Consider the following 14,963-nt stretch of genomic DNA (forward strand, 5'->3'; position numbering starts at 1 on the left):
AAAAATAAATAGTATTTCTTGTCTTTCTGAAAAACACTTGGTGCCCACATCGCTTTTTTAGCCCATTTTACTTCAGCCGTATCAATGATACGGTGATGTTTTTTCCAGGTGACAAAATCTTTTGATGAAAACGCATCAAAGAATATCTGATCTTCGTATCGCGCAGAATAGGTCGGAAAAACCCAATACTCATTGTTATATATAATACCTTCAGGATCGGCATACCAACCTGGAAATACAGGATTTTGTTGCGCATAGACAGGTTGTGAAATGTAGAGGACGAAGCCTGCAAGGAAATAAAAAAATATTTTCATCATTAAAAGGTTTTAGTAACCTTGAAAGTAGGAAATATAACTTAATATTCCAATTTATGGTCATACAAAATCTATCTAAAGAACGAGTATTATTTCGACAGAAATCCAAATCAACCTACTATGCTTCCCAAAGAATCAAAAAATATTCTTTGCGGTATGATGACTGACTAAGCCCTACTCTTTTTCATTTTCTGAAATGATCAAACCGATGTCGTCTCCTTTCCCACATTCCTATACACGAGCAAAGCTGCCGCCAAATCTTCAATTGCCAATCCCGCCGATTTAAATAAAGTGATTTCATCTGATGATGATCTTCCCATAATTTCACCACAACAAAGTTCTTTGATATCACCTTTTATATTTGCAGGATCCAGTACACCGGTTGCAATGGGGATCGCAAGTTCTCCCGTCTCGTGGAGCGCTCCCGCGCGCGAATCCACAAAAATGCTACTTTTAAGAATGGCGCTATCATCTACTTCACGCGTTTTAGGCGTATGTGATCCAATCAGATCCAAGTGTGTTCCAGCCTTAATCCATTCCCCGTTTATCAAAGGTTCATGACTAAGCGTCGCACAGGAGATCACATTTGCCCTACGCACAGCCTCTTCCAACTTATCGGCATACGCAACATTACGAAATCCCGCCTGCTGTAAGTTCAATACCAGATCTCCACCTTTCGATTCATTTCTTGTCCAGATCAAAATTTGGTCATACGCACGCACAGCCGAATGCGCTTGCACAAGATGTTGCGCAACTTCCCTCCTCCAACAATCAGTAAGATTTTTGAATCATCTCGAGCTAAATAAGAAGCCGCTAAAGCAGAAGTACAGGCTGTTCTTCGGGAAGTCAACCCTGCCGCATCCATCTGTGCCAAAGGTTTTCCAGTGACCGCATCCAACAACGTATACAAGGCATAAATAGCCGGGAGGTTTTTTCTGTGATTCTCGGGAGCCACAATAACCTGCTTGATTCCGATATAATTGTCCGTCCACGAAGGCATCAAAATAAGCGTATTTTCAATTCCCTCAGCATTTTGATAAAAGTGATGATGCCGAACAGGCATCGTAAATGACGATTGAAAAATCTCGCGCAGCGCTTCAATCAATTTATCATATTTAAGTATAGCATCAATCGTTTCTTTATCAATAATTTTCATATGTTCAACAGCATTTGGTAAAACCATAAACATAACTAAAAATAAGGAAGTCCTATCCTTATAAACTACCTTTTCATGACCGTTTTTTACCCAAAGTGTCGCATGTGTTGACCAGACACATGCGACACTTGGATATATATCCAATCTTCATATTTTCTTTCATCTTAAATAAAGGAGATGATCGGACCATATAATGCCCCCAAGAAGCCATCACGAACAGCATAGCTACAGCATCTTTGCATCAACTGCTGCACCTTTTAACTTAATCGCGTAAGGCCACTGCTCGTCATTCTCATCTTTTCCATCTACAATATGAACGGTATGTTCCTCTGGAGCACCTGTCACAACTAGCCAGAGATTTGTGGTATTTTCAGGAACTGTAAAAGTAGATTTTCCGATTTTGGCACTAAGAACATCTCCATATATGCGCGTTCCATCTGCTTGATGAGCAACAAAACCATAGCGCCAACCTGCATTTTGAACATTTATAGCTCTATAACCAGCTGCACCAGCTATTCCTTTAAAATCTAACTCAACAGGCTTACCGGGTAAAAAAGAAGTTAGTTTGATACCATTATACCCATAATTTTGTGGAGCATGACTGGTGGCAATTTGTACCCATCCATCATCTGCAGCTACTAATTTCGTGATATGTTGATTGGCGTAGGGCTTGGCCACTTGAGCTATACGAGGCAAATCCCAGGTAATAAATTTTCTACTTGCATCAAAAATTTCATCATTGAATACTTTTTGATCAGTATGAGTCAACCTTTTATATGCTCTCACCGGATCTTCACCAGGAACTGCTTCACGCCATAGCCGTCCCATAAAGTCTGTTCCTCTTTTCGATGACCAATATTCTAGTACCTGAGCGGCATGATACATATTGGTCTCATGTAAAAATGCATAATGAGTTTTATCCATATAACTCTTTAAATGGTAATTTTCAAAGGTCATCCATTCAGGATATACTTGCCACAATAAATATTGCGCAGTCATTTCAAAAATGGAATGTCCTTGACTCCCTTCTACTGGTGAGGAGAAGGCCCAATTGCCATCGCATTTGGCCAAATATTGGAAACAATGTCCCATTTCATGGGCAACGGCACCAAAAGGCTTATATTGAAGACGAAGAGAAGAGGCCCACATGACACCAACTGAATCGGCTGCCCCACCGCCAAAAGCTGTTCCCTCGTCACCTCCAATGACAAAGAAAAGCAGCTTATATTGGTCTGATAATGAATTACCTCGTTGCACCATTTTGGTTACATCAAGGTAGTGGCCATAAAAACGCTCGCACTCCTGCAAAATAGCCTCAGGATCAAACCGCTTGGAGCTAGCGCGTGTTCTTGTGGACGCTCTCCGTATTCCTTAGCCCAAAATATAGCAATATTATCCGACTCTACTTTTCGGAAATGACTAAATTCACTCTCTTTATTATTATAATCGTTGTTTTCCGGTACTCGATATATTTGGGCAGGGAGATAAAGTTGCTTTCCCTTTTGTACCGGATCATGGGGGTAAGAACAAGCCTGATGTGCAAAAAGTAAGCTCCCCATCAATACGATGTAAAAAATTAATTTTGATTGCATTTTGTATCTTATATTAATATACTTTTTTAACCGATCCAGTTGCCAAAGCAACTGGATTTTTGGCAATAAATTTTCTAACATATTTACAATCCTGTCGTAGGTGGTCCGGACGAGTTAATTGCCGTCACATTTGTAAGCTTTACTTCCACCTCAAATGTTCCTTCCATCAGGATACGAAAACCAAAAACAGGATTGATATTATGGTTAGGATGACCATCCATCGCAGCAAAACGCATTGGAATACGGTAATAAATATTGTAATCCCAATTTGTCTTACCATCATTGAATTTTGTCAGTGGAAAAGGAGCCACTTCATAATCACACAACAATGATGTATTTGTTGCAACTACCGGATTGAAGCGAACATGGGATTCAAACGTTGGACGATCGCCCCGTTTGATCACCTGACCTGCACTTGGATCCCATGCGCGACCATTTTTATCAACAACTTTTAAGATCACACGCGCGCCATCATCGGAAACTTTGGTACAGGTCAATTTGATATTACTATTATAAGCAGGAGTAAAAGTCTCCGAAGCATTTGATCCTGTCATTGCGGCATAAGTCAACTCGAAAACATCCTCCAAAAACGGTTCAATGACATGAATTTCTGCAAATGATTTGTAAACTTTAGTACCCTTACGATTTGTTGCCTGCAAATCAAACGTATAGATCCCTAGAGGTAGATTTGCAGATGCACGGTTAAAACTAATCTGTCCACTGATCGAATTAAACTCCATGGGTGTCACCTGCTTCAACTCCCGCTTAGCTTTTAAAAGCGCAACGGTTGTATCTGTTGCAGCATTAAAAGTCATACCTTCTTTAAAAACTTCAATTTCGTACAATTTGGTAAATTCTGCAGGTGCAGGTTCACCCGTCAGCTTATTGCGTAGATTTAACATTTTAAATTCAAATGGTGGAGTCGATCCATCTGCATTGATCCGATCTGAAAGTGTGAGCGACATCCCTCGCTTACAGTAGATCACACTGTCACGATATCGAATGGTATCACTTAAAAATCCTTCCTCTATTTTTGAACAGGAGGAGAGAACAATACCGATCATTATTCCAAATAGGATCGTGTACGTGGTTATATTATATATTTTCATTAGAATATATTTTGTATCGGAAATGAATCGATTATCAGCACTAATCGCCACAATTTTTTCTAAGATTTTGCTGATAATCGATTCATAAACACGCAATTTTTAATTATTAATCTTGATGAATAGCTCACAATTAGTTAGAAGCCATTTTTTCTTTATTAAAAAATAAACGATGGCCACCGTGCAATACGTGTATGATACCCGTTGTGGTAATAATTCCTGAAGTCTGTACATCTATTCGCTCATCACGCCCTGCTTCCGGTATTGCATTTTGATTTGGTTCCTCCGAATCCAGTGTTCCATTTACCTTTGTGTAATATAAATAATCAACATAATCGACATAAGAACTATAATCTCTAGTTCGCCTCAAGCCCAACTGAAATCGCACACCACTGATAGGTCCAAATAAATTGGTAAAGTATGCACCATTCACATCCAGCTTGTCGCGCTCGACCTTTCCTTTAAACATATATATCTTCAATGAATCCAATCGTTTTGGATCAATATCATCAATAGTAAAAGAAATATTTTCATCGCCAACCTCTGCAATACGCTGTTGTTTTTTAGCGCTTACATATTCCGCAACTCCCCAATTTGTTGTTGCATAGAACGTGATATCACTGTTTACCAGCTCTTTTAAATTTGCACGGTCAATGATCCGTACCAAAGAATCAAATTTTGGATGCGATGCCAGAAAATCATAGGTTGTCATATTCACTTTCGCTTGGTGAATGCCTCCATCGTTGATATAATCATCTTTCGTACATGAGGTCAATAGGTGAAAAAACAACAGGCAAAATAATAGATATGCACAGGTTTTTTTTATTATTTTAGTCATCATTTTAAAATTTAAATTTCTAAATATGTCATTAAATCTTTCCACGCCAGTACTCCGTCTGTACCAAAAGTCTATTCTCACTAAATAAGCGGGGATCTACTGGCCAGAAAAAACCACCCTGTTTAAAGCGAGCCTCTGTCAGCCAAGTGATATGGTCCGAGTAGGTCCGTGTGCGAATCATATCAAAAAATAAATGACCTTCTAAATACAGCTCTTTCCCTCGTTCGATCATATATTCTTTCATCACTTCCGTTGTTGCCAGACCTGGTTTTAATAAGCTTGATGGATCACCTCCAAAACGTGTTCTTGATGCATTGATGATCGTAATGGCACGACTCGGATTATTTTGATAGAGCGCTATTTCCGCCTGCAACAATTTGATATCGCTCAACCGAAACAAAATCAAATTATTACTATTGTAGGGCTCAAGTTGCTGTCCTGGATTTCTAAAAACAATATTGCTGTATTTAATACATACGGGTACATCCGTTGTATAATTGACAAAATTATTTTTGAAGCGTACATCCAATGTATCAAGCCCACGAGATTGTACAGTCTCCCAGACCCATTGCCCTATATCTTGATGCCAGACCCAATCTTCTTTCTCTTCGATCTTGTAAAAATGACTACTTAAATAAGCTGGTTTAGTGAAAAAATCGGCAACAGAGGCATAAGTCGGTATAAAACTATTGTTTAAAAATTTCATACCAATATGTGCGCTTGATCCTTCTAATGTATTTTCACTGACATTTAATTCAAAAATACCCTCGCTCGATCTACCTTTAAACACCTCTCCATATTTCGCAGTATCAGCAAGTGCATACCCGCCCTGCGCAAGCAATGTATTGATGGTGGTATCAGCGCTTTGTACATCGCTCAAAATAGGATTGTTAGATGCAAGATCGGTTGTCGTCGCCCTCCATAAATATAAATGTGCAAGCAAAGCATAGGCCGACCCTCTATTTGCGGTAACAGCACGTTCCGCAACTGTTTTATAACCCCAGCTCAAAGATTTAATAGCTTGATGACAATCTTCCTCAATATGCTTCATCACTTCAATGCGGGAGGTACGTCCCAGATGGGGCGCACTGATGGGATCATCATATGCCTCCGTCACTAAGGGCACATCGCCCCAAATCTTGGTCAACATGAAATAAGAAAAAGCACGTATAAAATAAGCTTGTCCCATAATTTTTTTTCGAAAAGCTTCTGGATCTGCCTGCTCTAAAATTAAAATATCATTCGATACCAAAGGCATCTCTTTGAGAATGATATTGGACATCGCTATCGTTTTATAAAATACAGTCCAATTACCATAAGACTGAGCAAAATAATTACTTGTCCAATTTCCTCGCCCAATTTCTGGGTGACTGTAACTATCCCGAGTGATACCGATGTAAATATCCGGAGTCATATCACCATAGATATAATACCGGTTTCCAACTCCATAAAAACCATCCATCAAGCATTTCTCAGCAGCGCATAATTACCCGCAATAGCACTTTCTCCTGCTTTTGGATCTTTCCAGTAGACTTCCTTATAGGTGGAATTTCGAGGTTCCTCTTCCAAAAACTTATTGCACGACGTGGAGCTCAAGCCGATAGCTACAAGAAGTGCCCATTTCCAATAATTGATTATAAATAATGTTTTCATGACGCTCTAATTAAAATTGTAACTCTACACCAAACGTGAATTTTCTAGGGATCGGGTAACCATTACCCTCATATTCACCATAATAATTTACAGCCTCGGCATCCGGTAATCTTTTCGAACGCTGGAACATCATTAAATTATCGACGATACCATACATCCGGATACTTTTCATTCCCCATCCCGATACTAAACGATTAGGCAGACTGTACGAAAGACTCACACTTTTCACTCTGAAATAATCACCTTTATCCATGAAAAATGTTTGACCAGCAACGGTATAATAACGCCAAGACCCTAAAGGATAAGCCGGGTAATCTGCACGATCGCCTGGTTGGCGCCAGATATTGATCTTACTAAAATCTGGTGTCGCATACTGCGCAAAACCACTGGTTGAATTGGTTGCTGCACCATTCTCAAACAGATCCGATTGATACAGATTGAGCACATCCCTATCGAATAAAAAGGTAAAGAGCACACCAACATTAAAATTCTTCCAGGTCACATTATTTGTCCAACCACCCGTGAATTTGGGATTTGGATCGCCGAGCGGAAGTTTGTCCGGGTTTATACCATCATTAAAAGGATCGGTCATATAGTCTCCATCCACATCTCTAATCCACATATCACCCGGAGCATAGGGCTTCCTCCAGCATTATAACGGTCACCCGTAAGTGGATTGATTGGAATATCATTAAGTGTCGAATAGATTCCTAAAGTTTGGTACAGGTAAAATGTGTTGATCGGACTACCAACCGAAAGAATATGCGTTTTATCAAATCGAGAACCCGATACCACTAGATCCCTGCCCGAATTAGGGAGATTCATAATTTTATTTCTCACATACGAAACATTCAATCTACTAAACCACTGAACAGGACTAGTTCTTGGAAGCGGATTGGCCATTAAGACCACCTCGCTCCGTAATTGCGTACACCAACCGAATTGGTTAATGCCCGGTCATAGCCAGTAGTCACGGGTAGTGCCACATCAAATAATGATTGTTTATTTTCCTTATTAAAAACGTCCAATGCAAAAGAAAAACGACCATTGGAAATTTCACCGTCCAAACCTATATTCCATTGCACAGAGCGCTCCCAGCTGATATTAGGTTGTGCTACTCCATCGACCAAATTGGGGGTTATGGCTGTAACTCCATTATAAGAAGTTGCATTATTATTCCCCCAAAATTTCCAGCATTGACGCGATAAAGATTATACTGTAGATAATTATTTCCGGGCAATCCACCTGTTGTACCTAAACTAGCACGGAGTTTTAACATTGAAAATGGTGACTCTTCATCTTTCATAAAAGATTCTTCCGAAACGAGCCATGCTACCGAAGCAGAAGGAAAGTATCCCCACTTATTGCCCATCCCAAATCGAGATGATCCATCACCACGTATACTGGCCGATAGTAAATAGCGGGAATCATAGTCATACGCTAACCGCGAATAAAAAGAAGCCATACTATAAGCTTGATAATCAGAAGAAGCCGTTAAATAACGTTGCTGAAAACCTTGTATGACTTTAATTTGGTCTGAAGCTCCATTCGAAGCACCTGCACCTACTGAGCGGTATTGATTATATTCCAGATCACTTCCCAAGATCATACTCAGGCTATGTTTATTAAACTCTTTATTATAACTAAAATAATTAGACGCCAATACATTGACTTGGTTGTCAGAAAATACATCTTGTCTATTTCCTGTAAAATTGGCCACAGAAGATGGAGTACTTACATCACGTCTACTATTAGAGTAGATATAAGAAGTTTGGGATGTAAATTTCAACGCCTTTGAAAAATCATACCCTAGATTTAGGTTAAATGTAAATTGATTACCTGTATTGACATCCGAATCATCATTATACATCCCCAAAAGATAATTTTTTCGCGTCTCACTAAGGTTAAAATAAGATGCAGGCGTATATCTAGCTGTCACACCAACTCCGCCACCCCCAGCTCGGGTACGCTCTGTCCGCGAATAAGCAACAATAGGATTAATCATCAAACGTTCATTCAGAGCTTTTGACATTAAATTCAAACGTGTGGAATAACGCTTAAATCCCGTAGCTTTGACAATCCCCTTCTCGTCATATAATCCAGCACTGAAACGATAATTAGATCCTCCGGCTCCGCCACCACTCAAACTCAGATCAGCATTATTCACCATTCCCTTACGATAATACATATCTTGCCAATCGGTGGCACCGTTAAAAGCTGGATTTAAACTATCTGTAAGCAAGAAAGATATGTTTCGATTATCAATCTCAGGTCGATATTGCTGTAATTCTTGCAAAATGCGCATTTTTTGCCGTCTCTCTTCCGCTCCTATCGCAACATCTCGCAACTCTGGTCGTTGTGTCAATCCTGAATATGCAGAAACCATCACCTGTGGCTCACGACTAACACCTTTTTTAGTCGTGATCAAGATTACACCACTGGATGCCCTTGACCCATAGATTGCTGCAGCTGAGGCATCTTTCAGTACATCAATACTTTCAATATCTTGTGGATTTATTCCAGCGATAAAATTTGTACCTGTTCCCGTAACTGGAGAAGTATATTGTTGCGGCGGTTGAGGTACTCCATCAACGACATACAATGGCGCATTTCCGACACTAAATTCGTCATACTCTCTATTCAGACTGGTATTTCCACGCACTTGAACAGTGGGAGATGCCCCTGGTTCTCCGGTGAAATTCTGCACATTGACACCAGATAAACGTCCCTGAAGTAATTGGTCAAAACTTGCGGCTGGCAGATTAGCCAATTCTTTTCCTGAGATACTAGAAATTGCGGCAGTAGATTTCTTTCGGGAGACTTTCTGATAACCGATCACTACGGTTTCATCTAAAGTGGAAAATGTCGTATTCAATTCAAAATTGAGTGGAGATTCCGATCCGACTTTTAGCCTCTTGGATTCATATCCAAGCAAGCTCGCCTCGATAACGTCTCCTGGTTTTGCTACCATCGTAAACTCCCCTTTGTTATTCGTTTGAGCACTTATCTGCGTAGACAAATTTCTCAGAGTAGCCCCTACCATTACACTTCCCGAAACATCACGAACTACACCGGTTATCTGTTGCGCAAATAAATCAAATGAAAGGAGAACTACGAGGACTATTAAAAGACCTGCATTTTTCATAAGTGATTAATTTGGTTAATTGATATTAGTTGTTAATTGATATTCGAAGGTAAAGTAGAATCAGATTCAAATTCAACCCGAATTTAACCAATCGCACTCTGATTGTGACCAAAAGTTTAGATTTCACTCAAATTTTAAAGTTAAACTCTACATGGAAATATAATATATTTCCATTTTTACAGCTCATATAATCAAAAACATGTCAAAGGCAACACCAATACTTATATAACGTCAATATACAAGCACAATACAGTGAAATCGCAAAAAATTGAATAACATAAACATATTTTGAAAGCCTAAATATATCCTATTCAGGACAATTTTAAACTTATCCAATTTATTGAAGGAGAATAATAGCTAAAACCGTTTCGAAATATCAAAATCCGAGTACGTCTTGTTAAAATATGCTCCAATAATACTATAGCAAGAGATTATTTTTGTGTAAACAAACCGTTACAAACAGATTATCACTCCCTTAAATGATCAAAACCACAATCATTTAATACTGAAATCAAAATTATCACCAAAAAAATATTATGAAATTTCTAAAAGTATGGCTCAGTTGCTGTCTTGTGTTATTGGGTCTGGCAGGGACTGCACAACAAAACAAAACCCTTAATGCTATTGTCCTTACGGATAACGGAAGTCCAATAGCGGGAGCTTCTATTCTGTTAAAAAAAACGGGGAAAGGTACCTCGACTAATCAAGACGGTAAATTTACCATTAGCTATAGCGCAAGTGATACTTTGATAGTTTCAAGTCTTAATTATACTTCAAAACAAGTGCACCTACATGGGCAAACCAATTTGCAGATCACTTTACAAGAAAAATCTCAACAAGTGGATGAAGTTGTTGTCGTTGGTTATGGTACACAGCGAAAAGCTACACTAACGGGCTCAGTCACACAGATTAATGCTGACGAAATTAACGAGAGTAAATCTCCTAATATTGCCAATTCATTGGCAGGACGTATGCCTGGACTTGTGGTCAATAACCGTAGTGGTGAACCAGGTGCTGATGGATCTTCTATTCTAATAAGAGGATCAGGTACTACCGGAAATAATGCTCCTCTAATCGTGATCGACGGAGTGGCCAACAGAGGCGGCTTTGAACGATTAAATCCAACAGATATAGAAAGTATCACGGTTTTAAAAGATGCTTCGGCTGCTATATACGGAGCGCAAGCGGCTAATGGTGTCATTCTTGTCACGACAAAAAGAGGAAGTACAGGAAAACCTACCATAAATTACGCTGGGTCTTTTGGTCTTTCTGAACCAACACGTGTCCCTAAATTGGTCAATTCCTACGATTATGCCTTATTTAGAAATGAAAAAGATATCCGTCAAGGTCAGGGGAATGTGACTTATACACCGGAACAAATTCAAAAATTCAAAGACCAATCCGATCCCATCAGTTATCCAAATACGGATTGGTATAGCGAAGTGCTAAAACCATTGACTCCGCAAACCCAACATTCACTTTCCATTTCGGGAGGGTCAGAAAAAATAAAATATTTCGTATCGGGAGCATACCTCTATCAAGATGCATTTTATAAGAAAAGTGCAACAAATTATAATCAGTACAATCTGCGTTCTAATATTGACGCACAGATCACCGACAATTTCAAATTAGGTTTAGATATCGTTGGCCGAAAAGAAGATCGCAATAATCCACCCACTGGAGCGGATGGAATTTTCCTATCCATATTAGGGTCCTACCCTGGATTAGCACCATTTTATCCCAACGGACTTCCTGTTGCAGGTATCGAAGGCCCTAATCCATTACAAATGGCACAAGGATACAATGGATACTTAAGAAAAAGAAATAATAGCATACAGACGACAATCAACGGAGAGCTTAAGCTTCCTTATGTTACCAAAGGTCTTTCGTTACTGGGGTTTGCTGCATTTGACTTTACATTTTACAATGAAAAATCATTTACCAAACCTTTTGACCTATACCGATACAACAGCACAACAGACACGTACAATATTGTAAGAAGCTTGTTATTGGGCGATCCTAGTATATCACAAAGTTATGGCGATAGTAATTTAAAAACCTTTCACCTACGACTCAATTATAACCGTCAATTTGGTCAGCATGACGTAAGTGCATTTGTGGCTGCTGAACAAAGTGATTACTACAATGAGGGTATTTTTGCTAACAGACAAGGCTTAGTGAGTAGTCAAATCGATCAACTTTTTGCTTTTTTCTATGATGTGACCAGACAAAGCAATGGAAGCACCGCCGATCAAAATGCACGACGCAATTACTTCGGTCGCCTCAATTATGCTTACGCAAATAAATACCTAGCAGAGCTTGTCTTCCGCCGTGATGGATCTTTTAATTTTCCTCCAGGAAGACAATATGGTAATTTCCCAGGCCTTTCCGTAGGATGGCGTTTAAGTGAAGAAAAATTCATCAAAGACAATTTCTCTTTTGTCAATGAACTCAAATTGAGAGCATCCATAAGCCGTTTAGGAAATGACCGCATCAATCAATACCAATTTTTAACCCGCTATACGGTAGCACAGGATCACAACCGCTATTATCTCGGTGATGGTGAAAATCCAGGATATGCACCAGGACTTATGCCTGGCGTAGCTCCTAATCCAAATATTACGTGGGAAGTGGAGGAAATGAAAAATGTGGCATTGGAAGGTTCTTTATTCAATAATAAACTTGATTTCTCTGCAGAATACTTTTGGGCAAAAAGAGATCACTTACTGGCTAAAAGAAATGTATCTGTACCTCATACCACAGGACTTCAATTACCTGATGAAAATATCGGACGGGTAGACCGAAAAGGAATCGAACTTACCTTAGGAACAAAAGGATCGATTCAAGATTTCAAATATTTTGTTAACGCAAACATGACGCGTACTTGGAGTAAAATCGTTTTTATCGATGAATCACCAAATGTATTAGAATGGCAAAAACAACAAGGATATCAGTTGGGCTCTTGGTTAGTATACCGCACAGATGGTTTATTCAGAACCCAGGAAGATCTTGATAATACAAAAGTAAAACTTCCAGGAAGCCAAGTCGGAGATATCCGGTACTTGGACATCAACAATGATGGTGTGATCAATGCAAATGATCAGGAACGTATCTACGAATCCCCTACACCATTATTGGTTTATGGATTACGAATGGGCGGAAGCTATAAAAACCTAAGCTTTAGTATGCTTTGGCAAGGACAGGCCAAAGCCAAGCAGATTATTCTGCCGCAGGCTAATAATGGCGAGTTTATACCACCGCAATGGTTATATGAAGATCGCTGGACATCGGAAAATCCCAATGCAAAATATCCAGGCGCTTTTGACCGTACCTATAATGTCAATAATAGAGCTTCCGATTTTTGGTTACAAGACATGTCTTTTTTCAAACTTAAAACTGTAGAAGTGGGCTATACTTTTACAGGAGAAAAACTTGAAAAATCTGGTATTAAAAACCTTCGATTATACCTCAATGGTTTTAACATGTTTAGTATTGATAAGGTGAAGCACTATGATCCAGAAACTGTCTCTTATACGGGTGCTTATTATCCACAAACAAGAATTTACACCGTCGGTGTCAATCTGAGCTTTTAGGCCAGTTATGACCCCTTAAAAAACAGCATAATTCTTTAAAAATAGACTTTTATATTATGAAAAAAATATTTCCCCTTCTTATACTTGCCGGACTAGCTTTTACGCAAGTATCGTGCGAAAAAGATTTCCTCGATAAAAAACCATTAGACTCGTACTCTGATGCCGATGTATGGCAAGATCTGAATCTTGTCGAAGCTTATGTTAATAGTCGCTATACTTTGTTACCTTTTCTGGAGGCTCAGGGAGTGCAAAAAGCATACTTCATGTCAGGAGCATCGGATGAAGGTAATTCAAAACATTCTTATGGCAATGAACGCGCACTGGAGCTCGGACAAATGGATCCCGATAATCCGGTCTATAATTTTTGGCAGCAAAACTATCAGGAGATTAGAAACCTGAATATTTTTCTAGACCGCATTGAAGCTGTACCTGCACAAGGAACAGCCGCAGAAGCGCAAAAAAACGTCTAATTGGAGAGGTCCATTTCTTACGCGCATATGCCTATTTTGATCTTGCAAGACATTATGGAGGTGTTCCTATAATTGAAAAAGTATATGGACTCAACGAAGAATCTTTTGAAGTCAAAAGAAATACGTTTGATGAATGCGTGACCTTTATTTTAGCCGATATTGAAAAAGCAATTGCCTTACTTCCGGCAACCTATAAGGAGGAAACCAAAAGTATTGGCAGGGCCACTTCAACTGCGGCCTATGCATTGAAAGCTAGAACACTCTTATATGCAGCAAGCCCATTACACAATACCAGTAATGACAAAGGAAAATGGACTACGGCTTCAATAGCGACAAAAGAAGCAATCGATTTTGCCGAAAACAATGGATTTGCATTATATCAGAACAGCGACTACAAAAAGGTTTTTACAGACAAAAGAAATAGCGAAGTGCTATTTGATTACAACTTTAGCAATGTCCCAGGTGCAGGTTTAGATATTGTCTGCCAACCCAACAGCTATGGCGGATGGAGTGTTTATACCCCATCTCAAACCATGGTAAATGCATTTGAATTAACAAACGGGAAATTACCTGAAGATCCGACTTCTGGATACGACAGTCAGAATCCTTATGTAAACCGTGACCCTAGATTCTATGCCAACATCCTTTATAATGGCGCTTCTTTTCGAGGGACCGCCGTTGAAATATTTGCTGGAGGAAAAGACAGCCAACAAGGCGATCAAGGTTGGAATGCTACGGAAACTGGATACCACTGGCGAAAGTATATGAGTGAAACGATCCGATTTGGATCTGAGGGCAGTAATCAAAACTGGATTATCTTTAGATTAGCTGAACTATACCTTAATTATGCGGAAACATTACAAGAATTAGGACAAGATGATTTGGCAAGACAATACATCAATAAAATAAGAAATCGTCAAAGCGTCAAAATGCCCAATCTCACAGAATCTGGAGAAGCCTTAAAAAACGTATACGAGGTGAAAGACAGGTAGAACTTTGTTTTGAAAGCCATCGAATATATGATGTACGAAGATGGAAGATTCGCCATGGAACGTGAAATAAACCGTTGATGGGTGTGAACGTGGTTAAAAATAAT

Annotated in this window: 17 protein-coding genes; 4 read left to right on the top strand and 13 right to left on the bottom strand. The window is 39.3% G+C overall.

The genetic code is table 11. The features are described from left to right. From L950_RS19740 to L950_RS19790, 13 genes are all read right to left on the bottom strand, one after another. The coding region (locus tag L950_RS19740) for a family 43 glycosylhydrolase (protein WP_156169774.1) at positions 1–317 on the bottom strand (317 nt) is incomplete at its 3' end. Between the two features lie 197 nt (positions 318–514). Beyond that, complete coding sequence (locus L950_RS35820; protein WP_197086582.1) at positions 515–1,036, bottom strand: hypothetical protein; 522 nt, start codon at positions 1,034–1,036, stop codon at positions 515–517. Then, the gene (locus L950_RS35825) at positions 1,012–1,614 is read right to left on the bottom strand and encodes a hypothetical protein (RefSeq protein ID WP_197086583.1); all 603 of its coding nucleotides are present in this window, start codon (positions 1,612–1,614) and stop codon (positions 1,012–1,014) included. The genes L950_RS35820 and L950_RS35825 overlap by 25 nt, the downstream gene beginning before the upstream one ends. Positions 1,615–1,695: 81 nt before the next feature. Then, a complete protein-coding gene (locus tag L950_RS19750) occupies positions 1,696–2,778 on the bottom strand; it encodes a DUF6055 domain-containing protein (RefSeq protein ID WP_262507152.1) in 1,083 nt (360 codons plus the stop codon). Continuing rightward, positions 2,736–3,062 (bottom strand): DUF6055 domain-containing protein, encoded by a 327-nt coding sequence (locus L950_RS35830; RefSeq protein ID WP_156169775.1) that lies wholly within the window; start codon positions 3,060–3,062, stop codon positions 2,736–2,738. The genes L950_RS19750 and L950_RS35830 overlap by 43 nt, the downstream gene beginning before the upstream one ends. A gap of 83 nt (positions 3,063–3,145) precedes the next feature. Continuing rightward, positions 3,146–4,171 carry a DUF5007 domain-containing protein gene (locus tag L950_RS19755; RefSeq protein ID WP_132769611.1) on the bottom strand — a complete coding sequence of 342 codons (1,026 nt, stop codon included), beginning with the start codon at positions 4,169–4,171 and terminating at the stop codon, positions 3,146–3,148. A gap of 130 nt (positions 4,172–4,301) precedes the next feature. Beyond that, a complete protein-coding gene (locus L950_RS19760) occupies positions 4,302–5,009 on the bottom strand; it encodes a hypothetical protein (RefSeq protein ID WP_132769613.1) in 708 nt (235 codons plus the stop codon). A 28-nt stretch (positions 5,010–5,037) separates the two neighbouring features. After that, the gene (locus tag L950_RS19765) at positions 5,038–6,468 is read right to left on the bottom strand and encodes a RagB/SusD family nutrient uptake outer membrane protein (protein WP_021189440.1); all 1,431 of its coding nucleotides are present in this window, start codon (positions 6,466–6,468) and stop codon (positions 5,038–5,040) included. Next, positions 6,468–6,659 carry a hypothetical protein gene (locus tag L950_RS19770; protein ID WP_021189441.1) on the bottom strand — a complete coding sequence of 64 codons (192 nt, stop codon included), beginning with the start codon at positions 6,657–6,659 and terminating at the stop codon, positions 6,468–6,470. The genes L950_RS19765 and L950_RS19770 overlap by 1 nt, the downstream gene beginning before the upstream one ends. A 10-nt stretch (positions 6,660–6,669) precedes the next feature. Further along, a complete protein-coding gene (locus tag L950_RS19775; protein WP_197086584.1) occupies positions 6,670–7,266 on the bottom strand; it encodes a hypothetical protein in 597 nt (198 codons plus the stop codon). Further along, complete coding sequence (locus L950_RS19780) at positions 7,248–7,484, bottom strand: hypothetical protein (RefSeq protein WP_156169777.1); 237 nt, start codon at positions 7,482–7,484, stop codon at positions 7,248–7,250. The genes L950_RS19775 and L950_RS19780 overlap by 19 nt, the downstream gene beginning before the upstream one ends. A 77-nt stretch (positions 7,485–7,561) precedes the next feature. After that, entirely contained in the window at positions 7,562–7,789 is a 228-nt protein-coding gene (locus tag L950_RS35835) for a TonB-dependent receptor domain-containing protein (RefSeq protein WP_021189443.1), read from the bottom strand. 8 nt (positions 7,790–7,797) lie between these two features. Continuing rightward, complete coding sequence (locus L950_RS19790; protein ID WP_021189444.1) at positions 7,798–9,804, bottom strand: SusC/RagA family TonB-linked outer membrane protein; 2,007 nt, start codon at positions 9,802–9,804, stop codon at positions 7,798–7,800. Between the two features lie 536 nt (positions 9,805–10,340). On the opposite strand from L950_RS19790, the gene L950_RS19795 reads away from it, so the two are divergent. From L950_RS19795 to L950_RS37500, 4 genes are read left to right on the top strand one after another with little or no spacing between them, the layout of a single operon-like run. Then, positions 10,341–13,397, top strand: coding sequence for a SusC/RagA family TonB-linked outer membrane protein (locus tag L950_RS19795; RefSeq protein WP_021189445.1), 3,057 nt, complete (start codon positions 10,341–10,343; stop codon positions 13,395–13,397). A 56-nt stretch (positions 13,398–13,453) separates the two neighbouring features. After that, positions 13,454–13,867, top strand: a complete 414-nt coding sequence (locus L950_RS27105) for a RagB/SusD family nutrient uptake outer membrane protein (protein WP_021189446.1) — start codon at positions 13,454–13,456, stop codon at positions 13,865–13,867. Then, the gene (locus L950_RS27110) at positions 13,867–14,859 is read left to right on the top strand and encodes a RagB/SusD family nutrient uptake outer membrane protein (protein WP_231577464.1); all 993 of its coding nucleotides are present in this window, start codon (positions 13,867–13,869) and stop codon (positions 14,857–14,859) included. Before L950_RS27105 ends, L950_RS27110 begins: the two co-directional genes overlap by 1 nt. Beyond that, positions 14,838–14,924, top strand: coding sequence for a RagB/SusD family nutrient uptake outer membrane protein (locus L950_RS37500; RefSeq protein ID WP_410528144.1), 87 nt, complete (start codon positions 14,838–14,840; stop codon positions 14,922–14,924). The genes L950_RS27110 and L950_RS37500 overlap by 22 nt, the downstream gene beginning before the upstream one ends. Positions 14,925–14,963: the final 39 nt, after the last annotated feature.

The sequence above is a fragment of the Sphingobacterium sp. IITKGP-BTPF85 genome (assembly GCF_001006065.1).
GTDB classification, from domain to species: Bacteria; Bacteroidota; Bacteroidia; order Sphingobacteriales; family Sphingobacteriaceae; genus Sphingobacterium; species Sphingobacterium anhuiense.